This window comes from Bacteroides sp. 1_1_14 (assembly GCF_000162515.1).
In the GTDB taxonomy this organism is placed as follows: domain Bacteria; phylum Bacteroidota; class Bacteroidia; order Bacteroidales; family Bacteroidaceae; genus Bacteroides; species Bacteroides thetaiotaomicron.
The window spans coordinates 299,340-324,061 of record NZ_GG774708.1 but is presented as its reverse complement, the minus strand read 5'-3'; the positions used below and the strand labels follow the sequence as shown (position 1 = coordinate 324,061).

Genomic DNA, 24,722 nt, shown 5'->3' with positions numbered 1-24,722 from the left:
TTGATGAGTTCTTCGCACGCCTCGTGACGTAACTCTCATCAGCAAGAGCCCGATGAAGTTTACGGTTCTCAGCACGCAATAGCGATAGTTCTTTCTGGAGCTCAGAAATACTAGAATCAATAGCATCGCTATTTACTGGTTTAGAGGATCTACCCATATCTTTGTCTTCTATTTGATACTTGTTAAGCCAATAAGTAAGAAGCTTGGCACAAAAGCCGTGACGCTTACAAAACTCAGATTTGCTCTCGGGACTTGATAAATACTCACGAATATAAGACATTCGTTCATCATCACTGTAATAGTTGTACTTCTTTTTCGAATATTTCATCTTTATTTTCGATTTTTGAAGTGTCAACTTATTCAGTACACTACACCTAAATTGACATTGGAACTACAGGAATAAAATGAAGATACTACAAAGGTTAGAGATTGGATTTAGAAAAGTGAGGGCAAGCATTTGCTCTCATACCTGCTACCACAGTTGCTACCACACCGAAAACCACGATGAATAAAGGGATACAGACAGTTTGTTAGAGCATGAGAGCAAAAGTGATGCTAAATTACTATTGAGCAATCCTTGATAATTCTCTGCACAACAAAAGTGCAGAAATATGCATAATACTGCACTTTTGTTGTGCAATTATCGCATCATTGCAGATAAATGCACTTCAGCTATGGATTGCTTATACGAAAACTTCAACAAGTTATTTAAAGAGTACGAGCACGAATATAGCACCCATTCGATCTATCCCACTTTGGTATTTTGGAATGAATTATTAGTAAACTAAGCAAAAGCCTTTTTCTTCTTTTAGTCCACACTATTTTTATAAAAGGCACTAATTTTATTGAATTCCCTCACTAACAGAGCGCTAGATTTCAAAAAGAAACTTAACTTTGCACCCGAGTTTTATATAAAGAGACTGAATTAGTAACTAAAAAGATTAAACCGCATGAAAATTAAGACTTTAATAGCCTGTTTCATACTAGCTTATGCTGCAACTTCCTGCATACAGGATGAAGCACTGAACTCAGAAGCAGCCATTGATGCTTGTACAGGTGATGATGTACAATTAGCAAACATCAATGCTGATTCAAAGCTGATCAATGTATATGTAAACAAGGGAGCTGACTTGTCCAAACAAAAGTTAGAATTTGTAATTCCGGAAGGAGCCACTATAAAAATAAATGATCAAGTTGCTGGAGATACAGAAGCCACATATGACTTTAGTGAAGAGCCACATTCCCGGAAATTCACTGTCACATCAGAAGACGGTCAATGGAAACCTGTTTATACCGTCAATGTTGTTTTAGCAGAATTACCTACTTCTTTCAACTTTGAAGAGTTATTACCTTCCAATGACTACGATATCTTTTATGAATTCCAGCCGGGCACTTCACAAGAAATATCTAAAGTATTACAATGGTCAAGTGGTAATCCGGGTTTTAAATTGACAGGTATGGCAAACTCCAAAACAGATTACCCGACTGTACAGGTAGCCAATGGTTTCAGAGGTAAAGGAGTTAAATTGGAAACTCGTGATACCGGTAGTTTTGGAGCAATGGTAAAGATGTATATTGCTGCCGGTAACTTATTTATCGGAACATTTGAGGTAGGAAATGCATTAACAGATCCTAGAAAAGCCACTAATTTCGGTTTCCAGTTCTATAAACGCCCTAAAACGCTCAAAGGACATTATAAATTTAAAGCAGGAGATGTATATTCCGTAGAAGGAAAACCACAAGAAGGCGTAAGAGACAAATGTGATATTTATGCTGTTATGTATAAAGCTGAGAACAATTCTGTCATGCTTAATGGTGATGATGTATTTACTTCAGATAAGTTAGTATCATTAGCACGAATTAAGCCGGAAGATGTTGTTGAATCAGATCAATGGACCGATTTTGAAATTCCTTTCGAACCGATAAAAGGACAAGTAATTGATGATACCAAATTAAAAAATGGAAAATACAAATTAGGTATAGTGCTTTCGTCCAGTGTAGACGGTGCTTATTTTAAGGGAGCAGTAGGCAGTACACTGTATGTCGATGAAGTAGAACTTATTTGCGAAGACTAAAAAAACAAGAAAATGAAAAGATATAAATTACTCAATATTATAGCTGTACTACTATTAGTAAGTACACTTTCAGCGCAGGCGCAAGAAGAAAGAAATCAAGGTATCATCTGGTCGTACTTACACGGATGGGAATATGGAATCAAGGCAGGTTTCAGTATTGGAGGAACTTCTCCATTGCCTCTACCTGAAGAAATTCGTAAAATAGATAGCTATGCCCCCTGGTGGCCTCGCCATTTCAATTGAAGGAAACGCAACTAAATGGTTTGACACGAAATGGGGAATGACTGTAGGGGTACGACTTGAAAACAAGAATATGACCACAGAAGCCACAGTAAAGAACTATGGGATGAAGATTATCAACACTAACGGCGGAGAGTTACAAGGCTTATGGACCGGTGGCGTAAAGACTAAAGTCAAAAACTCTTATCTGACTATCCCAGTAGTTGCCAACTATAAAGTAAGCAAACGTTGGAAAGTCTCAGCAGGTCCGTATGTATCTTATCTTATTGAAAGAAACTTCTCCGGACATGTATATGAAGGTCACTTGCGTACTCCGGATCAGACAGGTTCGCGAGTAGATTTTACTGGTGAAAGCATTGCTACTTATGATTTCTCTGACAATCTGCGTAAATTCCAATGGGGATTGCAACTAGGCGGTGAGTGGAGAGCATTCAAACATTTAAATGTGTATGCTGATTTAACATGGGGCTTGAACGATATCTTCAAAAAGGATTTTGATACCATCTCATTCGCTATGTATCCTATTTATTTGAATATAGGATTCGGATATGCGTTCTAGAGAAAACACTACAATTTATTTAAATAAAAACAACTAAAAAAGCCGTTAATTTTAATTGCATTAATGTATACAATTGGAATTAACGGCTTTTTCTGTTATATATTTCTTATACTCAACACACTATTGAGGTGTTACCGTAAAACTATCAATAAATAAGGTACTACCAGGAGCGCCCATAAAGTAGTCTCCTTCAGCACTTGAGGAACACACAATAGCTAAATAATATTTTTTAGTTGCATCATAACTTTTCCCTTCCAATAATTTAAATGGGATAGAGAACTTAGTCCAATCACTCTTCGCTGTTCCATCTTCCAAAACGGCCTTCATTACAATACGTTTAGAGCTTCCAATATATAGATCAGGATCATTGTAGTCTCCATTCAACGGAATGTTGTTATTCTCTTCATCCAAAAGTTCTTCATACAAAACTGCATATATTGAACATTCATCTGTTTTATCAGCTACGACTTCATTTTTATTATTATAATATGTTGTCCCTGGAGTATATTTATAATAGCCAGTAAAAGTAGCAGGTTCCCCAACAAAAGGAACACCAAACTTTGTACTATTCAAAGTATTATTCATATCAGTTTTAAAGATACCTGTAAATAATGAGCCTGCTGTTACATAAGGTACCAACCCTCCTAATAATGCATTAAAATCCATACCATTTAAAAACATGTAAGTATAAACTGTTTGCAATTTAGCTGCTTTACCACTTTGTCCTTCTACAGGAGAAACTGTATATGAGAACAGCTCTGGAAGATTTGAACCAAACATCTCGTTAATTGTCATAATTCCCGGATTACTAGTACCATAAAGTCCTTTAGGAACATCATATTGTTCTGTAGAACCCGATGTAGATGATTTGATAGTCTCCCATTCATCGAATCCAAAATCTCTTATTTGACCTGATACAGAAACTGTATATTTAGTAGTTACAATTCCATCTTCGGAAGTCACTGTGTATATTACAGGAGATGAAAAATCTTGTTCTACTCCAGAAGCAGGAGTTATTGTTGCTTTATCAGAAATAACAATAGTAGGCGCAAACGTCAAGTTCTCCAATCCATCTGGAATAATAAAACTAATATTATTCCCATCTATTTTCCCCTCTACATTCGCATCTCCTATCTTAACTACAAAGCTCTGGATCGCAGCCTCTGAACTTTGATCTGCAGACAGTTTTGTTCCTGCAAAATCAACCTTCACATTCAAAGTTCCGCCAGCAACAACAGCTATATTCATTGCCAGTTTATCACCTTCAATAGTTCCATTCACTGTTACAGCACATTCACCAACTAATAATGTAATATTCTGACTACCTGCAAAAGTATAACTATTACCATTTTTTTGTACAGAAATCTGTTCTACTGCAATAGTACCAAGATTCAATGTCTGAAAACTAAAGTTTCTCAGCTCCATCTTAATTTGGTTTTCACCAGTCTTAGAAATATATACTTTTTGTGTTATATCATTAACTTCAATAACTCCAGCTGCATCAACATCTAACTTACCCCAATAAACTCCATCAATTTCACCATCCCGAATAGTTTCTGGGTCGTCATCACTACAAGCCGTAAAAAGGCTGACTGAACAAATAAGCATAAACAAATACAACAAACTCTTTTTCATAATTCTGTTATTTAATTAATAATCTATTTGATCGCAAAATCGGGTACAAAGTAACATATTTATATTAGTTATCACAAGGTCTATTCTTTGTATTTTATGATCTGATTTTAAGATTACATTACCCAAAACACTGTTATTATAGAGTTTTTAAGGTTCATATTTACACTACATCTAACAAAAGAGCATTAAATAAGGGGAGATTAAAATCCCCCCTTTTTATTCAAAAATACTATAGTTTTCAAAGTTATATTTCTAACTAATTGATTCAATCTAACCTCCTCATCATTCTCCAATAACCTCTAACTCATCGATAATTAAAGTACTATTTACAGCTCCTTTAAAAGCTGCACCATCTTTACTTGAGGAACATACAATTGCCAGTTTATATGATTTAGACATATCATAAGATTTTCCGTCCAAATTATTGAATGGCAACTCAAAAGTAGTCCACTCAGCTTTTGCTCCACCATCTTCCAATACAGCTACAGCTACACGATACTCCGAAGATGCAATATCATGCCCAGTAAGTATTACCTCTTTGCCTTCACTATCCACAGCTTCATACAAAACAGCCATTATAGAGCACTCATCCACAATTTCCAGATGTTCCAGAACATTCTTTTTATCAGAACCATCTACATAGTTATCACCAGGAGTATATTTATAAATACCTTTAAATATCAAAGGTTTTTTTGCATATGGAATACCAAATTTAGTAGAATTTAACTGATCTGATGCATCGGTCTTAAAACTACCAGTAAATAAAGAGCCCGAAGTTATCGCAGGGGCCAATCCAAAACCAGCTCCTTTTGTATATAAAGTTATCAACTTGGCAGAGGAGCCACTATAACCATCTTTATCTTCTACCACAGGAAAACCACCTTTAAAACCTAAAGTAGCTAAAAGCCCTGCTCCTTCATTGGAAGTGCTCAATTGATCCACTGGAGCCGGATTCCAATATTCATTTTTCAAACCTTCATGTTGAACAACCCAAGTATCAAATGAATACTTTAAAAAATTCTGACTACCCGCTATTGAAGCTACATATTTTTTAGTCGTTCCATCTTCTGCTATAACTGTATAGGTAACAGTTTTACCAGCGGAAAAATCCTGTGGGACACCACTTTTGGGAGCCACTGTAGCTTTTTCTGATATTTCAATAATCGGAGTCAATGATTTCAAATCATCATCAGTAGCTTCGTCATTCACTTTAAACAAGATTGTACCCTTTTCTTCATCAATAACCGGCGCTACTGTCACAACCTCATTATCAATAGTAAAACTAGTAATTTTAGCCTCTGATTTTTCACTTCCCGATAGTTTAGCACCTTTATAATTGACTTTAACTTTCATTCCGCCTTCTACATCTACATCAATAACCATATCTACAGCATCCTTACCAATTGTACCCGAAACGGATGTATTGCACACACCCACCACAAGACTTAACTTCTGATTGCCTGAGAACTTATATGTATCACCACTTTTTGTCAGAGCACAATTATCCACTGTTATATCACCAATAAGAAGTTCAGTACCCGCCACGGTAATAGTAAAGTTTCTCAATTCTAATTTAACGGCAGTATCTGAAGCCTTTGAAATATAAACCTTCTGAACCATATCAGAAGCAATAGGAGTAGATACTCCCACATAATATACATCCATCGTTCCCTTATATGCACCTGCAAGTTCACTATCAACAGGATATTTCACATCATCATCATCACTACAACTCACAAATAAACTTATGGAACAAATAAGCATGAACAAATACAACAATCTTTTCTTCATAATCTTCATAGTTAAATATTAAATATTTCTTATCACATAAAATTATGCAAAGTTAATTATTAAAAAGCACTACCGCAAGTGCTATTTTTGGTATTATATGTTCCATTTTTAATATATTCTCAATATTTACTCTAAAAACAAGTATTTATAGGTCGTGATTCTATATCCTATAAATCCCACATCCATCAACGACAGTCAAATAAAACTTTCCCCAATTTAATATCCGCTCAACAGCCTCCCCCTTACGAATGACGGAAGTGAATTTACGACATTATAATTATTGCATATTTATTAAAAAAGCTGTATCTTTGCAGCCTTAGTCATAATTGAAAGTTTGTCAAAGTACAAAGTTAGACATGTTTAATATTGAATTTATTACAAATGTCGTTTCGTTGTGATGGCGAAACCATTTGAAATTACTACTGATTTAATATCATTTTACTCAGAATATTCAGTCGTGATGATGCGATATTCTTTCTTAATCTATAAATATATATATATGCAAATGTTGACAGCCCATAATGGGCAGTTAGCGTCGTTTGTATGCGTGATGTCTTACGTGTTTAAATTTAGTATTGCTTATATACATGTTTATAATGATGAAAAAAGCCCTGGACCGTGATGGTTCGGGGCTTTTCTTGTACTTGCAATAAGCAAGAAGGAAAAAGATTTCAGATTACATCGGTAACTGTGCTATTATCTCTTTCGAACATACCGGCAATTTGCCATTCTTTCCCATATCCACAAAAACCGTTGCACACAACACCGTCCATTGGTCACCATATGTCATCGTACTGCTATGGCTATACCCAAGGCAATGCCCGTATTCATGAAACATGGCCTGACGGGGATAATTATGCGGATGGGCATCCGGAGGAGTCGCATCAAAATAAACACCGGTATAACAATAATTAGCCAAGCCGTACGTATTGCCTCCACCTAATCCGCCGACACCGGCAACACAACCCAGCACAAGCCCGCCATGATTACGGATTCTTTGACGCAACGCATCCAGATTGATCGGATTTCCTCCATTGTCTTTCAACAAACCTTCGTATTTGTTCATTTCCATATTAAACTCTTCGGAAGAGAACATGAAAGCCATATTGACAGCCAACGCCACTCCGTGACGGCACAATAACGGATTCATATGACGCCAATACGCATGACCATTGTCAGCCGAATAAGAAGAAAAACGTATAAACCAGCGACTGTCTATCTGTTCTATTTTCTTCATAAACGGATCTTCTGTACGAATAACAAGCGTCACATCGTCATTGGAAAGTCCGGGCTGTGCAGGCACCACTATCTTCCGTCCACTACTTGTAGTGAATGTCCGTTCCGAATCTACAACCGGCAAGGGGAATGACGCTTCCATAAACGGATAAATCTGTTCAAAATGTGCCAGTTCGAAGAACTCCATGCTAAATTTATTAAAGCGGCACATAATCTTCACATCCTGAATACCTACAGGAGAAAAGAACTTGACAAGCAACTGATGTTCGTCTGAAATGGAAACCTGCAACGGAGCATTCGCATAAAAAGAACGACGGCGACTGTCATAAAAGACCTCACGTGGCTCACTGGCCAAAAACATCGTATCCGCGCGAAACCGAAAGAAGTCCTCTTTGCGAACATAAAGTGAACCATCCTGATTTTCTGGATGCAGATAATCAATACTAATATGAGATACACGACCTGCCTCAATCTTACAATCCGTGAAACGGTATTTACGGACAAACTGAGTTCCGTCACTGCGATCGGACTCAATCGTCACAAATCCGGATAATGCTTTTGTGCCGGGCAATGAGTAAAACGAGTATTTCCCGGTAATGTCATAAGATTCTATCTTTCTGGTTCCGGAATATTTCCCGTCTGCACCAAGAGTCCCATATATTCCTTCGGCATCGTCGAAAGTTATATCGATTTTACGAATGAATCTCCACATATAATCGGACGATACATTCAAATCGACATCCACTCGCCCTACAGAACGCTCCAAGACCACTGTATGCGACACCGAAGCCTGATCTCTGCCGATATGCAATTCTATTTTCTTATAAAAGTAAACCGCATCTAACGGCGCATTTTCCGCATGATTTATCAACCAGTCATCGGACAGTTTTTCGGGTTCTTTAACAGCCTCATCTTCTTCCTCGCTCGTAGTAGCCAGAAAAACGACTGTATAATCCCCCATACTCAATCCTTCGATAGTCAATTTTGAGAAGTTTTCTTCCAGCTTCTGATATAAGGGCTTAATAATCTCTCCACGTTCATTGGCAATAGCATACCACATACGAGTGATCTGCTCCGGTTTGCTTCCGCGTGTCTGCACCACGGACGCATCGTCTTGCTGCAACCCAAACAAAAACGACACTTGTCCGGAATGGGAAGGAACAATGCCGGTCTCCTGTTCAAAATCACCCGAACAGTTGGTAAGCAATAATGCGCCCAGTAATATCATTATGATTCTTAGCATCTTCATAAACAGCCTCCTCTATTTCTTTACACAACGTACGGATGCAAATGCTTCCATCTGTAACCGCTGTTTCTTAATAACGGCTGTCTCGGCTCCTTCGAACGGCAACCAGTAAGCCCATGCATAACCGCCCGGAAGACCGTTACGTTCGTTTGTCCACAACACAGCTCTTTTCCCGAAAGCCGGATTATTGGATGACGACTTATCTCCCTTCGAGCCAGCCAAAGGAATAATAAGGCTGCGACCGGTGTCTTCCGAAGTAAACTTCACATAATGCTGTGTTCCCGTCACACCACTGGACGGAGTTATCAGTGTTCCTTCTCCGATGTGAAGTGTAGCGGCAATTGTTTCTCCATTTCCTGCCTTATATCTACCCGGAATCTCTTGGTCTGCAGGAAGCAGAGACTGCCATTCGTTACCAGTCGGTATCCGGTATCCTTCAGGGCAAGGCATATGTGTATCATTTACCCAAGGTGCATCAGCTGTCTGGTTACCTAAATTGTTGGAAGGATTATACCCCTGCCAAGGCACGTACATATATAAACGTCCAAACTGGAACAGACCACCCACCGTGTTAATCCAACTTTTATGATACATATCTTCGACCGTAGCCCCGTCCAACGGATAAATCTGATCTTCCAGATCGCGGCTACGCGCATTAAATGCCATCCATACATTTCCTGCGATTTCCACAGTTTCAATCTGTTTGTCACTCGGAGCCACACGTATCTCCACGTAATCATATGTTCCACTCAACAAGGCATTTTTCAAATGCACCAAAACCGTATAGCCCAGGCGACCGCTGCCTTGCGCTGCAACCGATACATTAAATGACGACACGATACCTTCCGCCTCTTCCGACACGGACATATTGCCTACACTTGTTCCGCTACCGGCACCTTCTGTAGAAGAAATATCGATACGAGTGTCTGTAACGAACGCCAGCGTCATGTCATCAGCACCTGTAGCAGGCACTTCCAGTATATTATTCTCATAGTCTACCTTCACCCCTTCCGGAATCCTGGATTTCGACGCATTAAGCAAAAGACGTTGGTTCGTATCAGGCTTTCCGACAATAGTTTCCCCTTCTTCCCACGGTTTGATCTCAAAAACGCCTGTCACTTCAGCTCCCACATTGAGCACTGCCAATTCATATACTTTATTGCGTTCGACAACTGGTAATTCGACTTTTAACCTGATAGGGACTTCACCATAGGTTCCACGCAAGATGATATTGACAGGACGTGTGCTTTCGAACAGACGGAATACCCCCTCTTGCTTGCCATCGAATGCAGAAGAGAACTCCTTCCGATAGCTCACCGTTTTATCCGACGCCCGGACATTTTCGAGGAATGGTAAAGTCTCGGCAGGAGCATTCTCTACGATGACTTCCTTTATCTGCGTTTTGCTGTCGGCTGTTGTGTTCAAATCAATGCGCGCCACACCGCGTTTCATAATTACATTGACCTCCGCATTGCTGCGTGTCACTACTCCGCTCTCCAATTCGACTACAGCCGCCATGAAATCCGGCGCAGAATTATCATGCAATCCTTCACCGATAATCGTATTACGAAATTCTTCTTCACTTTTAGCTTTCTCTCCGGCAGGAATCTCCAGTCCGGTCAGAAAATAAAGTCGAGATCCGCTGACCGCAGAAATCTCCGACTGTCCGCCTTGCCCGGGAGTCAGCTGTTCCTCTTTATATAAATTCCCGTCACTAAACTGGAAAACCGATACATCTTTGAGCTCTTCAGAAGATTCTTCTCCTGCTACCGTAATTCCTTTTAATACCACTGAATAAGTTTGTTGATGGCCTTTTCCCCCGGTTGGTTCATCGTTCGAGCAGGCGCCTGAAAGTAATGTTCCTATTATAATAGGAACGATGGTTTTTCTGCAAGAATAATTCATGTTTTTTTGATTAAAATAATACTGAATATTGGAAACTTTATAAATGCATTTTCCAAAAGCGGCGGCAAAAATACTACTTTTTTCAATACAGCAAGTCATCTGCATAAAATTTTAATAAATATGTTGAATAAAAGAAATCTTTAACGTCAGACTAACTAAATACAAAATAAAAAGTTATTTTTGCAAACGTTTTTTAATTTTATCTCATTCTAATATTATGTACAAGATTTTTCACGGCTTCCACCTAGTAGAAGCTTATCAGGACTTAAAGAAAGCTAAACGGTTAGCAAAGAATCAGACAGTGGCCCGATGTATAAAGTTAACCATAGCTATTACCCTCTCTCTTATTTTATGGTTCCTTCCCATTGATACTTTTGGAATAGAAGGGTTGACCGTTATAGAACAAAGACTTATTTCCATTTTCATTTTCGCCACACTCATGTGGGTGTTCGAAGCTGTCCCGGCATGGACCACTTCCGTTCTTATTGTTGTACTATTATTACTTACCGTTTCCGACAGTAGTTTATGGTTCTTAACCCAAAATACTCCTGCGGAGGAATTGGGACAGACAGTCAAATATAAGTCTATCCTGCATTGCTTTGCCGATCCTATCATCATGCTGTTTATAGGTGGATTTATTCTTGCCATCGCAGCAACCAAAAGTGGACTGGATGTATTGTTGGCACGAGTTATGCTGAGACCTTTCGGAACACAATCACGATATGTGCTATTGGGATTCATCCTCGTTACAGCTGTCTTTTCCATGTTTCTTAGCAATACGGCTACGGCGGCCATGATGCTTACCTTCCTTACTCCCGTATTAAAAGCACTCCCGGCAGATGGAAAAGGGAAAATCGGATTGGCTATGGCCATTCCCGTTGCTGCCAATGTAGGTGGTATGGGAACTCCTATCGGTACACCACCTAACGCCATTGCTTTAAAGTATTTGAATGATCCGGAAGGATTAAATCTGAATATCGGTTTTGGAGAATGGATGAGCTTTATGTTGCCTTACACTATTATTGTACTGTTTATAGCCTGGTTTATTCTCTTACGACTGTTTCCATTCAAACAAAAGAGCATCGAACTGCAAATTGAAGGTGAAGCAAAGAAAGACTGGCGCTCCATTGTGGTTTATATCACCTTTGCTATAACGGTTCTATTGTGGATGTTCGACAAATTTACAGGAGTAAACTCCAATGTAGTGGCAATGATTCCGGTAGCTGTTTTTTGTATAACAGGCGTTATTACCAAACGTGACCTGGAAGAGATCAGCTGGAGTGTACTCTGGATGGTAGCCGGCGGCTTCGCATTGGGCGTAGCCTTGCAAGAGACCGGACTGGCAAAGCATATGATCGAAGCCATCCCATTCAGCACATGGCCCCCTGTACTGATGATTGTCGGTTCCGGACTGATTTGCTATGCTATGGCCAACTTTATTTCACACACAGCCACTGCAGCATTACTCGTCCCTATTCTCGCCATTGCCGGAATCAGCATGCGTGAAAACCTGTCATCGTTGGGAGGTGTAGAGACTTTATTAATTGGAGTCGCCATCGGATCATCGCTGGCAATGATATTACCAATTAGTACACCACCTAATGCCCTGGCACATGCCACAGGAATGATTCAGCAAAAAGATATGGAAAAGGTAGGTATTATTATGGGAATTATAGGACTTATCTTGGGATATACAATGCTGATCATACTCGGCTCCAACAAGTTATTATAAATAATCTATTTAAAAAAGAAGATGTCAAAAGCAGGATGATACATTTATCTTGCTTTTGACATCTTCTTCTTTTCAAATTTAGCGTCCTATAATCCTCTCCAAAAGTTTATAAGAAACAACAATGGTATAAAACGATATCTCGCCTACTCTATTCCTGATCCGAATTCACAAACTTACTTGGACTGACATTATAATACTTCTTAAATACCTCCCTGAAATACTTCGCATCCGAAAACCCGACAATTTCAGCAATCTCCGTTATTGTATATTCTTTCTGCTTTAATAATTGTGCTGCACGTTGCAAACGGATCATCCGGATGTAGTCAGCCGGAGCATAACCGGTCAGCGCTTTCAGTTTATTATAGAAACTTGTTCGACTCATATGATGCTGATTACTGAGTACATCTACCCCAAAGTCCAAATCTCCCATATTCTTCTCTATACATTCCTTGACTGAAGCTATGAATTTCCAGTCCAAAGTATTAGTACAATTGACAGGTAAATGCTTTTCTTTATTTTCGATACTATTATAGACCTGACGGAGCAATTCACGATTTGCCAATATGTTTTTAATAGTAACCTTTAGTATACCCACACTGAATGGCTTGGTTATATAGGCATCTGCTCCGATTTCCAGTCCTCCGAGTATATTTTTCTCATCCCCTAACGCAGTCAGCAATATGACTGGAATGTGAGACATTTCCACACTCGTTTTGATAGCTGAGCACAGTTCGTCTCCACTCATCTCAGGCATCATTATATCGGATATAACAAGATCTGGATTAAACTCCTTTATAATGACAAGCGCATCTTTGCCATTGGAACAGGACTGGATATTATACCCTGCCATAAGCATATCCACAAGATAATTACGCAAATCATCATTATCTTCCACTACCAGAATACGCTGTAAAGAGGTTTTTATCTGAGGTGCCTCCAAGACCGGCAAGTCAGAAGTTCCCCCCAGTACAACAGCATCCATACGTTCATTCGGCGTTTTTGGAGAGATAAACTTTGCTTTATGCAAATGGGTATTTCCCTTCGGGAAAGTAATTTGCACGCATGTTCCCTGATGTTCAACACTTTGAATATGGATCTTTCCTTTATGCAACTTAACCAGTTTATATACCAGCATCAATCCAATCCCACTTCCGGTCACTTTCAAATTGACTACATTACTACCCCGGAAACAATTTCTGAATAATTTCTTCTGTTCAGATGAAGGAATACCAATTCCTGTATCCTTTACCTCAATACTCCAAGTATTCCCTTCCTCGCAAGCACAAATACACACGCTACCATTCTCTGGCGTGTACTTCAACGCATTTGACAAAATATTCTTCAAGATAGACCCCATTTTGTCACTATCAAACCACACATTCAAATAATCAAAATTACTCTCATAAACAAATCTGACACGCTTCATCTCAGCATATTTGCGGAAAGTAGCACAAACATCATTCATATAAGAATTCAATTCATACTCAGAAACATAAAGAGTAGACGAATATACGTCGATCCGTTCAAAGTTTATCAAGTTGGTTGTCAGCTGAAGCAATGTATTCACATTCTTTAGGGCCATATTCATATGGGGTAATGCCTTCTCTGCCACCATATGGTTTTCAACAACTTCTTCCAGCGGTGCTTTTATCAATGTCAGCGGCGTACGTATATCATGAGCAGTATTAATAAAAAAACGTGTCTTCTCATCAGAAATCTTCTTTTGTTTATGCAACATGATAACACGGAATATGATAATCATAATCAAGACCACCAGAATTGCATACCCCACCATTGCCCACATACTGGCCCACACCGGAGGGGTAATAATGATCTGAATACTCCTTGTTTCATAAGTTTTATACTTCTCCTCATTAGATACAGTACGAATTTGTAACGTATAACTGCCAGGAGGCAGATTTCTAACAACAATCCGATTATCTTGACTCGGACGGGTCCACTCTTTATGATAACCGTCGATTTTCCATGAATAAAGAATATTAGAAGGATAATCATAATTTATGGAAGCCACATCAAGCGAAAAAGTATTTTGACCGTAGGCCAATTCCAGACAATCAGTCTCGTTAATATCCTTCTTCAAGGGAGATCCGTCATCACCAGGATAGACAGGATGATAAGCTATCATAAAATCTCGTAATAACAAACGCGAATAATATGGCTCAGGTATTTCTATGTCTGTCGGAAACTTAACAGCACCATCATTGCCACCAAAGACAAGCGTACTGTTACTGTAAGTTGTGGCAGAACCGGCATTAAAATTTACGCTCATCAGTCCCTGCTCCCGTGTCCAGTTACGGAAAAAATGATCCTTAGGTGAATAAATCGTAATACCATTTTCCGTACCCATCAGGAGATTTTCATCCTGACGCGGAATAATCGTATAAATATTATCAGAAATCAGTGCACAATTATCAGTTCGGTACTGATGAATAAACTTCTTTTTATTGATATCATAAACAAGAAGACCTGCTCCACGAGTACCAATATACAGGATACCATCTTCTCTCTGGTATAATGCACATATATAAGGAGATTCAACAGGCAAGTCAATATACCGGTAAACACCGGATTGCTTGTCAAGCTGATAGAGTCCCATTCTTGTACCAATCCACATTTGACGGGCATTTTTCTCCAGAATGGTGGTGATGGAACTTACTCCCGGATACAAACGAACATTTTTAGTCTCAAGATTAATGCGTTTCAAATGATAATATCCACCGGACCATACATCACCGCCCGAATCCTTTTTAATGTCATAAATATATTGGTCAGGACGTATTCCTGCAATGGCCGCAGGCGAAAGATAGCTTATTTTAAACCCTTTCTTCTTTTCTATCTTATAAATTCCAGACGTAAAACCACCAGCCCATATCACACCAGGAGAGACTTCACACAACGCCAAGAAGATATGATTCTCATCATCCGGCACCGGATCAAAAGAACTAAAAAAGAACGCCATTCTCTTGTATCGGTCTGATAAAAACTAATTCCATTACTAGTTGCAAACCAAAGGTCACCGTCACTATCTTCTATCACATCATGCACCTGATCATTCACTAACGACCGGTTATTGCCAAGAGAATGCTTTATCAAATCATATCTTCCATAACGATTGTTACGAATGGTAATACCAGTAGGATAATTGGCAAGCCAAATACGCTCCTCCTCATCCACATAGATATCATTGATATTGTTTCCGTTCATTCCATTATAACTGCTATAGTCAGCCGTTATATAAGGTTCACTCTTACAAGTATTTACATTCAGCTTATATACTCCTTTTCCACCCGTAGCTATCAACAACTCATCAGCGTTCAGAGCAACAATCTGATTAACTTCCACATTGTTTGGTGCATAACAAGGAGTGATTTTTTGGGTTTTACCAATATCATATATAAGTATCCCTTCTTTATAACTACCCACAAATAATTGCTTTGACACAGTATGGTAATACAGTTCGTGAACAGGTGTAACGATGCTTTTTACTACTTCATCAGGAATTTGTTTCAGCTCTCCCTTTTCTATCCCGACACAAAACAAACCGCTTCCCGTACCGATAAAAAAATGACCGCCATCAGCCTGCTCAATAGTAGATATTGCACCATCGACAGGCTTTGGCATATGTTGTGTTGTTCCAGTACGAATATTATACCAGGTAATTGTATCTTTGTAACATAGCCAAATATGATCATTCTTGTCCAGATAACCATAATCAAGAAATGCTTGAAACTTATTTCGGATCAATTCAGGGTGTACATAAGCCAATTCAAATTTATCATGTTGTGAATCATACCTGAAAATACGTCCTTTCTGCCCGATTACCCATAATACATCTTCCTGATCCATATAAAGCCAGTTCAAAGCTATCCGTGAGTCCAGCTTCATACTGTCATCCGAGAAAGTATAATGCTTGATGTGTTTACCGTCATAACGATCTACCCCCTCCTGAGTCAAAAACCACATATATCCGCGTCGGTCTTTTTGAATATGGTAGATTTTCTGGTTGTTCAAACCGTCTTCCAACCCTATGTACTTATAAATTTGCCCCTTGCTCACAGCACTACTAATGAGAAGAACTATAAACACTAAAAGTTTTCTATTTTTTACAATTATCTTCATTCCTTTCACAAAACACTCAAAAATATATTTGCAAAAATATGAAAATATTATTTAAACAGCAACTGAATAAATTAATAATTATATGTTAAAAACAGAAACTTAAAAAACACAACTATCTCATCTATCGGAAATACCGCATAATACCCCAAATACTCCCCAACAAAAACATCGGAAATAGATAAGTGCTCTTTCTAAATTATATTAGTCATTTTTTGTACGATTTTCCAGCATCAGATCATAAATATACACGAACAGGAATCATCTTATTATTAGGACAATTTCAATCATATATTTATTCCTTCGGCTATGCATTTAAAATCCATAAGCCTCTTTTTCAATTTTCCATAAAATAAAAAATGATGTTAATTCCATTTTCAAACTTCGAACTATTTTTTTTAATCCCGTGTTTTTTTCATACAGTAGGAGCTTAAGTACATTTCGGATGATATAACAAAAGTAATATAATAAATCGGGGAAGTGTAATAGAGGAAACCTACATATTTTTCTAAAAAAATAAGTTTTAAATATTGTTTCATCAATAAAATCTACAGCCATGAAAAGTATAAGTTCAAATTTATGGATCAGATTAATAGTCAGTTCTATCATAGGAACAATAATTTATTGTTTATCAAGTATGAGACAGCAAACAAGCTGACTGTAAAGAAGAATATTCTAGCGATATGAATAAACATTTTTCCATTCAACAAGCAAAATATTTTTCCTTTATAAAATACTAATTATATATCTATATATTTACATATAAACCCACTAATAAGTATGTGACTTTAAGAACTTAACTTACATACAGTTTCTTACTTATTACCAAACTCTATTTTTAACTATCTAAAACCAACTTAATTATGGAAAATAGAACTTCTGATTTATGGCTCGGTCTTGGTATAGGATCGGTCATTGGCGCCCTCGTCTATCGTTTTTCACGAACTTCTAAAGCCAAAAAACTAAAGAAAAAAGTATGTGATGCCTTTCATAAAATAAGTGGGCAAGCCGAAGAAATGTTAGATACTGCAAAGGAAAAAGTATTGGATACGGGTGCTGCCGTAGCCGATAAAGTTGCAGACAAAACTTTCGACCTAGCTGAAAAGGCAGATGACCTTAAAGGCAAAATGCATACAATAGCTGCTGATGCAAAAAAATGAAACAGATTCTAGTAAACCAATTAAGAACACTAGAGTGTTTCTGAATAAACCTAAATTATTAACTAAAACTTTTGAATTATGAACAAGAAAACTGAAAAGAAACAGGAAGAGGCAAAGGGCACTAAAAAGACCGCCCAAGCTAAAGAGTGCAAGTCTTCGACTTCAAGCAAAAAAACTGAAAAGAAATAGGCATTCAGAATCGTTAAGTTTGTGTCATTCTTCAGGCAGACAGGAATCTGCCTGAAGAATCCACCTATTTATTCTCAAAGTGACTTTACAATTTTAATTTAAAAGAATATGAAAAAATTATTATTTGCGATTTTTGTAGTTACAACTATAATATCCTTCACGTCCTGTCGTAATAAAAAAGAACAGGATAAAGCGAAACAACAAGTTGAAAAAGTGAAAGAAAACGTCAATGATGCAGTGGACAAAGTATCCGATAAAATCGAAGATGGTGCTGATGCCGTAAAAGATGCATGGAAAGACACCAAAAAAGACGTTCAAAACAACGCAGAGAAAACCAAGAAAGAAATCAAGGAAGGATATAACGAAGTGAAAAAAGATGTAAGTAAAAAACTTGACTGATTCTTAATCGTATATCATTCTATAAATAGTAACTTCTTACATATTAATAAGCTATGGTTGGATTTGTAATATGGATTGTTGGATTAGTACTGACTATCAAAGCCGCACTGGAAATATGGCGTATCCATGCACCAATAGAAAGACGGCTGATAGCTATTATCTTAATCGTTCTTACCAGCTGGATAGGATTGCTGTTCTATTATTTCTACGGCAAGGCACGAATGCCGCAATGGCTGGGTACTGGAGTTCAAAAATATTAGCTACATCAGAAAGCAATATTTATATGAATATAATTCTAAACATGGGAGAGTACAGCAAAAGTCAATAGCAACTCTCCCAAAATTTCCCTCCTTCAAGAAGGAGATTTGAGTTACTATTGACTTTTACTCTCTGCAAATTACCAATATTTTTCAATTCTCTCATAACCGAAAATCCTACCGCGTTCATCATCTATACCTTGCAACTTCTTGCAGATAATCTGTGCTCCAATCATACTAAAGGTTATGCCGTTGCCACCATATCCCAAATCAAAAAACATCCTGTCCTTATCTGGACAATTACCGATAAAGGGTAACCCATCTTTTGTTGTACTAAAAGTGCCACACCACGCCATTTCTGTTTTAAAAGGAATACTTGGAAATAATCTCCTAAATTTCTTTTCTAATACAAGAGTTTTCTTTCTGAGTAACGCATCACGGCGCTCCGGATCACTGAACTTTTCATCTTCACCACCGACAATGATACGATTTCCCCTTGTAGTCCGTATATACAAATATGGCTCAGCTGTTTCCCAAATTAAACACTGTTCAGGCCACAAATCTTTAGAATCTACCGGATGCGACACAAGTGCATAAGTTGAAGTCAAATCCATAATTTCCCGAGATAAAAACTTCCCTGCTTCAAATCCGGCTGCGATGATCACATATTTACACTCTATTTTATGCCCTCTATCTGTTTCTATAATATATCCTTCAGGCATTTCAACACATTCTGTTACACCGGTATGAGTAAAAATTTCCAGTCCATCTTTTTTCATATGGTAGAGCAAAAGACCAGTAGCCGCTTTGTAAGCATCCATCTGTGCCGATACTCGGTTTAACAGTGCATTGCCTGGAACCTCTATATTATACAGTTTTTTTATCTCCTCTTTTTCCAGCAGACGAACCGGCAAATTGTGCTTCTTTCGTATCACATATTCTTTTTCAATTAATTCTATATCCTTTGGAATACTAGCATAAAAAAGACTTGGTCGTTTTTCAAAATCAGCATCTACTCCTGTTTCCTTTAATACCTTTTCAATATCAGCAATTGATGCCAAAGATGCGCGATATGCAGAAACAGCATTATCCTCTCCAATAATTTCTGCCATTTCACAAAGAGGAACATCAATTTCATATTGCAGTAAAGCGGTACTTGCAATGGAACTTCCAGTTGCAATGCTTCGTTTGTCAACCATGCAACATCTTAAACCGGCACTACAAAGCTCGTGTACCATCAAAGCACCCGTTATACCAGACCCCACAACTACAATATCTGTTGAAAAATCATCCTCCAAGGGATGAAAGTAATCTAACAATGAATTTTTAACAACCCAATAGGGCAATCCTGAATGTAAGTCCATAATATATTGAATTATGCAAACTCCCTTTCATCCTCCTCCACACTTACAGCGGGGAGAAAAACGTAAAAACATGGAAAACACAAAAGCATTCCCAAAAGAGTTTACTCCCGATTTATAATAAGATACTATTCACCCTGTTCAATTGCGCAATATCTTTTACATTGTATCAAAACGTTCTCAAAATAAACAACATCACACAAAAAAAGATAGTTCGAAGGAAAAGACTGGATTTAACATCTATTTAATGCATAAGAAATATTGTAAAACAACCAGCATATATGAAGGTATTCACCAAACAAAATATCAACATACTATCTAAATAATATATCAAGGTATGAAATTAAATCTCAGTAGCCCCATCACATACTTTTTTAACATTAAAAATAAATTCAATGACAATAATTATCAAATATATTCGGTGAGGTTGTAATTGCCCCTTTATCAGCAGGGCATATGGCGGTAGAAACACACAAAAAGCTCCGTAAATCAATGATTTACAGAGCCTTTAATCAGGAATACTCGTACTCGAAGCGGGACTTGAACCCGCACAGCCGCAATGGCCAAAGGATTTTAAGTCCTTCGTGTCTACCATTCCACCATTCGAGCATCCTTTCAAAGAGAGCGGAAAACGAGACTCGAACTCGCGACCCTAACCTTGGCAAGGTTATGCTCTACCAACTGAGCTATTTCCGCATTTTTTCAACGGGTGCAAAGATAATGAGTTTCCTTGTTTCTGCCAAACTTTCGATCAAAAAAGTTTGGCAGAAAATATTTTATCGCCCTAATAATGCTTTCTCAGCCTGCTCCATTCCACAGAAATTGAAGCCATCGACCACTTGTTGCATTAATGCGGAGATTTCATCATTACAAAGATTACCGATACTTCCTTCGTGTGTATGATGCACCTGTTTGTCATGAGTAAATTTTCCGGCTTCTATATCAAGACCGACTTTCTTATACGCATCACGGAAAGGCATACCTTCACGAGCCAGTCGATTCACTTCCTCGACACTGAAAATAAACAGATATTTATCATCATCAAGGATATGTTCATTCACCTTAATCTCATTCATGATATAAGTCGTCATCTGCAAGCAGTCCTTCAGTTCCTGAAAAGCGGGAAGGAAAACCTCTTTAATAATCTGTAAGTCACGGAAGTAACCGGATGGCAGATTGTTTGCTATCATCATTATCTGCTGAGGAAGAGACTGCAGTTTATTACATTTAGCACGTGTCAGTTCGAACACATCCGGATTCTTCTTATGAGGCATGATGCTCGAACCGGTAATACAATCATCCGGCAGCTTCACGAAACCGAAGTTCTGACTATTGAACATACAAGCATCAAAAGCCAGCTTGGAGATCGTTCCGGCAATGGTAGCCAATGCAAAAGCAACATTACGCTCCAACTTGCCACGTCCCATCTGCGCATAAACGACATTATAATTCAGCGAATCGAAACCTAACAAATCGGTTGTCATCGTCCGGTTCAACGGGAAAGAGGAGCCATATCCTGCTGCAGAGCCCAAAGGATTGCGATTGCACATCCTGAAAGCCGCTTGCAGGAACTGCATATCATCCACCAGGCTTTCGGCATAAGCACCGAACCACAATCCAAAGGATGAAGGCATCGCAATCTGCAAATGGGTATATCCCGGCATCAGGACATTTTTATATCGCTCACTCTGAAGAATCAACACATGAAAGAGTTGTTCCACCGCTTCCGCGATCTCGCGAATCTGTGTACGGGTAAAGAGTTTGAGGTCCAGCAAAACCTGATCATTCCGTGAACGACCACTGTGAATCTTCTTACCGACATCTCCCAAACGGCGGGTCAGCATCAATTCTACCTGCGAATGCACATCCTCTACTCCTTCTTCTATTATAAACTCACCTCTTTCGGCCGAAGCATAAATAGTCTTCAACTCAGCCAACAACTGTTCCAGTTCTTCCTTGGTCAACAGACCGATACTTTCGAGCATCGTAATATGAGCCATAGAACCGAGTACATCATGTTTAGCCAGATAAAGATCCATCTCACGATCACGTCCCACCGTAAAACGTTCGATGTCTTTATTTACCTGCACGGATTTTTCCCAAAGTTTCTGCGCCATAATATTTAAGTATTAGGTAATAAGTAGTAAGTAATAGGTAATAATCGTAGTTACGTTGATACTCCGCGGGTATTACCTATTATTTATTACTTATTACCTGTTTAATAGTTAATCATCGACAGCATCTCAACCATCTTCTCCAGACCATCCTGAAGAGGTTTCTGTACCATCGCTTTCATAAACGGATTGATATCCATACTGATAGTCACTTTCAACTTGCACTCTTCCTCTGCTGTTGAGACTAGCTGAATCCACATATTAAAAGGTAGCGGAGAGTTGGTAGTTGCCAGTTTAATACATTTGCAAGGTTCACGCTCAACAATCTGCAACGTCAGCTGACCGATAGGCGAAACGCTAAAGCTCAGTGTATCCGAATCAAAACTCAAGTCCTGTATTTTATCTTCCGGTAAACGGTCTTTCACTGATTCCAGGTTGCTCAAGTCCGACAGCTTGGCATACACACGTTCCTGACTGTAAGGTATTACCTTTACACTACTTTCAAAATTAGCCATAATTCTTTATTCGTATAAAATCAAAGAAAGAACTATCCGAACAGATATTGTCCGAATGGTTCTTTCTTACTAAAATTTCCGATCAAATAATACAATATTATTTCCCTGCATCCCAATGAGCCGGGTCTTTACGCCAATCGTTCAATGTCGCAATATCTTCTTCTTCGATATAACCGGTACGAAGTGCTACATCAAGTACTGCTTCGTAATTGGTCAACGTCACCAAAGGTACTTTAGCATTCTTGAATGCTTCCTCGGCAACGGGAAAGCCATACGTATAGGCAGCTACCATACCGATCACTTCACAACCATCGCGACGAATTGCTTCCACAGCCTTCAAACTACTACCACCTGTAGAAATCAAATCTTCAACCACTACGACTTTCATACCCGGACGAAGTTCTCCTTCAATCAGGTTTTCCAATCCGTGGTCTTTCGGGGTAGAACGAACATACACGAACGGCAGATTCAACGCGTCAGCCACTAATGCTCCCTGAGGGATAGCACCTGTAGCCACACCTGCAATCGCATCCACCTGTCCGAATCGTTCCAATATCAGACGTGTAATCTCAATCTTCACAAAATTACGAAGAGAAGGATAGGACAGAGTTTTACGGTTGTCACAGTAAAAGGGGGATTTCCATCCAGAAGCCCATGTAAAAGGGTTAGCGGGTTGAAGTTTAATAGCCTTAATCTTCAAAAGTTTCTCCGCAAATAGTCTCTCTAAGTTTTTCATAACTAAACTAACTATTAATTATTTGCCGCAAAAGTACAGAAATTGAACGAGAATAGAAAGAAGAATCCGTTTATTTTTTAACTGAATTGTTCCTCTTCCTCCGGAATTTCGATACAACGACGTATATCTTTGAGTTCAAAACCACGGCTCACCGCAAATCGCATCAGCTTTCCGTTCAGTTCATAATCATCTTTCGCATGAATGCTTTTCCGTTTGGAAGCCAGCAAGTCACGCAGGATGGAGAGATATTCCTCTTCATCAATTTCGTTCAGATGACGCCATGCCACATCGGAAGGAATCTTCTTCATGTAGAGTCCCTGTGCTATTTTCATTTTACCCCATTTGGCAAAACGAAACTTATCGTTCACAAAAGCACGGCAATAGCGCTCGTCATCAATATACTTTTCGGTTTCCAGCCGTTCAAGGATACGCGCTATGGTCTCATAGGCTATACCCCAACGCTGTAATTTCTCATTTACTTCTGCCCGGCAATGTTCTGCAGCGGAGCAATAAGAGGCAACACGATTCAACGCCTCTTCATCTGTTAATTGTGCACTCATCGGTTAGCTGTAAGTATTCTATCTTTTCCAAATATGTCTTTTATAACACGAACGTCCCGATATTGGTTCATTTCTATCATGCGTATCATGTCTTGTCCGTATGCCTGATTGATTTCAAAATAGAGTTTGCCACCCGGACGAAGTAGTTCTCGTCCCAGTTCCGCAATCCGGCGATAGAAACGCAGAGGGTCTTCATCAGGAACAAACAGGGCAAGTTCCGGCTCCCAGTCAAGCACATTGGCTTCCATCTCTGTTTTTTCAGTTTCCGTCACATAGGGCGGATTGCTGACAATTATATCGTAAGATGTCCCCTGTATTCCGTCAGCAGAAAAAACATCCTGTCGACAGAAGGTGACCTGAGCATCCAACTCTTCATTATTTTTACGGGCAATAGCCAACGCTTCTTCCGAAATATCCCAAGCATCCACTTTCGCATCCGGCAGTTTTTTATCCAGAGAGATGGCGATACATCCGCTTCCTGTACCTATATCTAATAGGCGACGGGCATCCGGATTCTCCTTTACAATCAGGTCCACCAGTTCGGCAGTCTCCGGACGAGGGATCAGCACGCCGGGAGCTACCCGAAAGTTCCTCCCACAGAACTCAGCATATCCCCGAATGTACTGTATTGGCTCATTTTTCTGCAAACGGAATATAATGTTTTCTAATTCACGCTGTTTGCATGCAGATAAAATTATATCTTTGCCCATGTAAATATCAAGCGCATCCACCCCCAACATGTCGCAACAGATCAACATCGAAAGAGCTTTGACCTCTTCCGGCGGATAAATATCCTGTAGTGACTGACGAATGTAAGCAGTGATGCGGTTCATATTTTACGATTTCGGAGTGCAAAAGTAAGAATAATATAGCGA

General features: G+C 38.8%; 16 protein-coding genes, 2 tRNA genes and 2 pseudogenes. 6 read left to right on the top strand and 14 right to left on the bottom strand.

Features of this window, described 5'->3' with window-relative positions:
• Positions 1-328 (bottom strand): transposase (locus tag HMPREF9007_RS07025; RefSeq protein WP_008762683.1); only part of this gene is annotated, 328 nt, incomplete at its 3' end.
• Between the two features lie 622 nt (positions 329-950).
• On the opposite strand from HMPREF9007_RS07025, the gene HMPREF9007_RS07030 reads away from it, so the two are divergent.
• On the top strand, positions 951-2,075 hold the full coding sequence (locus HMPREF9007_RS07030; protein WP_008762681.1) for a PCMD domain-containing protein: 1,125 nt from the start codon (positions 951-953) through the stop codon (positions 2,073-2,075).
• A 12-nt stretch (positions 2,076-2,087) separates the two neighbouring features.
• A pseudogene (locus tag HMPREF9007_RS07035) lies at positions 2,088-2,874 on the top strand (porin family protein).
• Positions 2,875-2,994: 120 nt separating this feature from the next.
• On the opposite strand, the gene HMPREF9007_RS07040 reads toward HMPREF9007_RS07035, so the two are convergent.
• From HMPREF9007_RS07040 to HMPREF9007_RS07055, 4 genes are all read right to left on the bottom strand, one after another.
• A complete protein-coding gene (locus HMPREF9007_RS07040) occupies positions 2,995-4,509 on the bottom strand; it encodes a PCMD domain-containing protein (RefSeq protein WP_008762680.1) in 1,515 nt (504 codons plus the stop codon).
• A gap of 282 nt (positions 4,510-4,791) precedes the next feature.
• Positions 4,792-6,309, bottom strand: a complete 1,518-nt coding sequence (locus HMPREF9007_RS07045; RefSeq protein ID WP_008762679.1) for a PCMD domain-containing protein — start codon at positions 6,307-6,309, stop codon at positions 4,792-4,794.
• A 667-nt stretch (positions 6,310-6,976) separates the two neighbouring features.
• Complete coding sequence (locus HMPREF9007_RS07050; RefSeq protein ID WP_008762677.1) at positions 6,977-8,785, bottom strand: hypothetical protein; 1,809 nt, start codon at positions 8,783-8,785, stop codon at positions 6,977-6,979.
• Positions 8,786-8,797: 12 nt separating this feature from the next.
• Positions 8,798-10,687, bottom strand: a complete 1,890-nt coding sequence (locus HMPREF9007_RS07055) for a fibrobacter succinogenes major paralogous domain-containing protein (RefSeq protein ID WP_008762676.1) — start codon at positions 10,685-10,687, stop codon at positions 8,798-8,800.
• A 217-nt stretch (positions 10,688-10,904) separates the two neighbouring features.
• Here HMPREF9007_RS07055 and HMPREF9007_RS07060 point away from each other — a divergent pair, with 217 nt between their 5' ends.
• Positions 10,905-12,419, top strand: coding sequence for an SLC13 family permease (locus tag HMPREF9007_RS07060; RefSeq protein WP_008762675.1), 1,515 nt, complete (start codon positions 10,905-10,907; stop codon positions 12,417-12,419).
• A 148-nt stretch (positions 12,420-12,567) separates the two neighbouring features.
• On the opposite strand, the pseudogene HMPREF9007_RS07065 reads toward HMPREF9007_RS07060, so the two are convergent.
• Positions 12,568-16,559, bottom strand: a pseudogene (locus HMPREF9007_RS07065) (response regulator).
• 860 nt (positions 16,560-17,419) lie between these two features.
• Here HMPREF9007_RS07065 and HMPREF9007_RS07075 point away from each other — a divergent pair.
• The 3 genes from HMPREF9007_RS07075 to HMPREF9007_RS0125305 all read left to right on the top strand — a co-directional run bounded on the left by HMPREF9007_RS07075 (position 17,420) and on the right by HMPREF9007_RS0125305 (position 18,564).
• Positions 17,420-17,716 carry a YtxH domain-containing protein gene (locus tag HMPREF9007_RS07075; protein WP_008762673.1) on the top strand — a complete coding sequence of 99 codons (297 nt, stop codon included), beginning with the start codon at positions 17,420-17,422 and terminating at the stop codon, positions 17,714-17,716.
• A gap of 297 nt (positions 17,717-18,013) precedes the next feature.
• Positions 18,014-18,304 (top strand): hypothetical protein, encoded by a 291-nt coding sequence (locus tag HMPREF9007_RS07080; RefSeq protein ID WP_008762672.1) that lies wholly within the window; start codon positions 18,014-18,016, stop codon positions 18,302-18,304.
• A gap of 53 nt (positions 18,305-18,357) precedes the next feature.
• On the top strand, positions 18,358-18,564 hold the full coding sequence (locus tag HMPREF9007_RS0125305) for a hypothetical protein (RefSeq protein WP_008766982.1): 207 nt from the start codon (positions 18,358-18,360) through the stop codon (positions 18,562-18,564).
• A gap of 137 nt (positions 18,565-18,701) precedes the next feature.
• Here the strand turns inward: HMPREF9007_RS0125305 and HMPREF9007_RS07085 are convergent, their stop codons facing one another.
• The 8 genes from HMPREF9007_RS07085 to prmC form a co-directional block, all read right to left on the bottom strand.
• A complete protein-coding gene (locus HMPREF9007_RS07085) occupies positions 18,702-19,925 on the bottom strand; it encodes an FAD-dependent oxidoreductase (protein ID WP_008762670.1) in 1,224 nt (407 codons plus the stop codon).
• Between the two features lie 522 nt (positions 19,926-20,447).
• A tRNA-Leu gene (locus HMPREF9007_RS07090) sits at positions 20,448-20,531 on the bottom strand.
• 14 nt (positions 20,532-20,545) lie between these two features.
• Positions 20,546-20,618 (bottom strand) — tRNA-Gly (locus tag HMPREF9007_RS07095).
• A gap of 80 nt (positions 20,619-20,698) precedes the next feature.
• Positions 20,699-22,039 carry an argininosuccinate lyase gene (gene argH, locus HMPREF9007_RS07100; RefSeq protein WP_008762669.1) on the bottom strand — a complete coding sequence of 447 codons (1,341 nt, stop codon included), beginning with the start codon at positions 22,037-22,039 and terminating at the stop codon, positions 20,699-20,701.
• Between the two features lie 101 nt (positions 22,040-22,140).
• On the bottom strand, positions 22,141-22,551 hold the full coding sequence (locus tag HMPREF9007_RS07105) for an SRPBCC family protein (RefSeq protein ID WP_008762668.1): 411 nt from the start codon (positions 22,549-22,551) through the stop codon (positions 22,141-22,143).
• 97 nt (positions 22,552-22,648) lie between these two features.
• Positions 22,649-23,287: an orotate phosphoribosyltransferase gene (pyrE, locus tag HMPREF9007_RS07110; protein ID WP_008762667.1), complete on the bottom strand. Its 639-nt coding sequence runs from the start codon at positions 23,285-23,287 to the stop codon at positions 22,649-22,651.
• A 77-nt stretch (positions 23,288-23,364) separates the two neighbouring features.
• Positions 23,365-23,847, bottom strand: a complete 483-nt coding sequence (locus HMPREF9007_RS07115) for a regulatory protein RecX (RefSeq protein WP_008762666.1) — start codon at positions 23,845-23,847, stop codon at positions 23,365-23,367.
• Positions 23,844-24,680: a peptide chain release factor N(5)-glutamine methyltransferase gene (gene prmC / locus HMPREF9007_RS07120; RefSeq protein WP_008762665.1), complete on the bottom strand. Its 837-nt coding sequence runs from the start codon at positions 24,678-24,680 to the stop codon at positions 23,844-23,846. Before prmC ends, HMPREF9007_RS07115 begins: the two co-directional genes overlap by 4 nt.
• Between the last annotated feature and the right edge of the window lie 42 nt (positions 24,681-24,722).

What these genes read in the sequence shown, in the direction of transcription:
- HMPREF9007_RS07050 (WP_008762677.1), bottom strand. Translation starts at nt 8,785, where the DNA reads ATGAAGATGCTAAGAATCATAATGATATTACTGGGCGCATTATTGCTT.
- HMPREF9007_RS07060 (WP_008762675.1), top strand. Translation starts at nt 10,905, where the DNA reads ATGTACAAGATTTTTCACGGCTTCCACCTAGTAGAAGCTTATCAGGAC.
- HMPREF9007_RS0125305 (WP_008766982.1), top strand. Translation starts at nt 18,358, where the DNA reads ATGGTTGGATTTGTAATATGGATTGTTGGATTAGTACTGACTATCAAA.
- HMPREF9007_RS07080 (WP_008762672.1), top strand. Translation starts at nt 18,014, where the DNA reads ATGAAAAAATTATTATTTGCGATTTTTGTAGTTACAACTATAATATCC.
- HMPREF9007_RS07045 (WP_008762679.1), bottom strand. Translation starts at nt 6,309, where the DNA reads ATGAAGATTATGAAGAAAAGATTGTTGTATTTGTTCATGCTTATTTGT.
- HMPREF9007_RS07030 (WP_008762681.1), top strand. Translation starts at nt 951, where the DNA reads ATGAAAATTAAGACTTTAATAGCCTGTTTCATACTAGCTTATGCTGCA.
- HMPREF9007_RS07055 (WP_008762676.1), bottom strand. Translation starts at nt 10,687, where the DNA reads ATGAATTATTCTTGCAGAAAAACCATCGTTCCTATTATAATAGGAACA.
- prmC (WP_008762665.1), bottom strand. Translation starts at nt 24,680, where the DNA reads ATGAACCGCATCACTGCTTACATTCGTCAGTCACTACAGGATATTTAT.
- HMPREF9007_RS07040 (WP_008762680.1), bottom strand. Translation starts at nt 4,509, where the DNA reads ATGAAAAAGAGTTTGTTGTATTTGTTTATGCTTATTTGTTCAGTCAGC.
- pyrE (WP_008762667.1), bottom strand. Translation starts at nt 23,287, where the DNA reads ATGAAAAACTTAGAGAGACTATTTGCGGAGAAACTTTTGAAGATTAAG.
- argH (WP_008762669.1), bottom strand. Translation starts at nt 22,039, where the DNA reads ATGGCGCAGAAACTTTGGGAAAAATCCGTGCAGGTAAATAAAGACATC.
- HMPREF9007_RS07075 (WP_008762673.1), top strand. Translation starts at nt 17,420, where the DNA reads ATGGAAAATAGAACTTCTGATTTATGGCTCGGTCTTGGTATAGGATCG.
- HMPREF9007_RS07105 (WP_008762668.1), bottom strand. Translation starts at nt 22,551, where the DNA reads ATGGCTAATTTTGAAAGTAGTGTAAAGGTAATACCTTACAGTCAGGAA.
- HMPREF9007_RS07115 (WP_008762666.1), bottom strand. Translation starts at nt 23,847, where the DNA reads ATGAGTGCACAATTAACAGATGAAGAGGCGTTGAATCGTGTTGCCTCT.
- HMPREF9007_RS07085 (WP_008762670.1), bottom strand. Translation starts at nt 19,925, where the DNA reads ATGGACTTACATTCAGGATTGCCCTATTGGGTTGTTAAAAATTCATTG.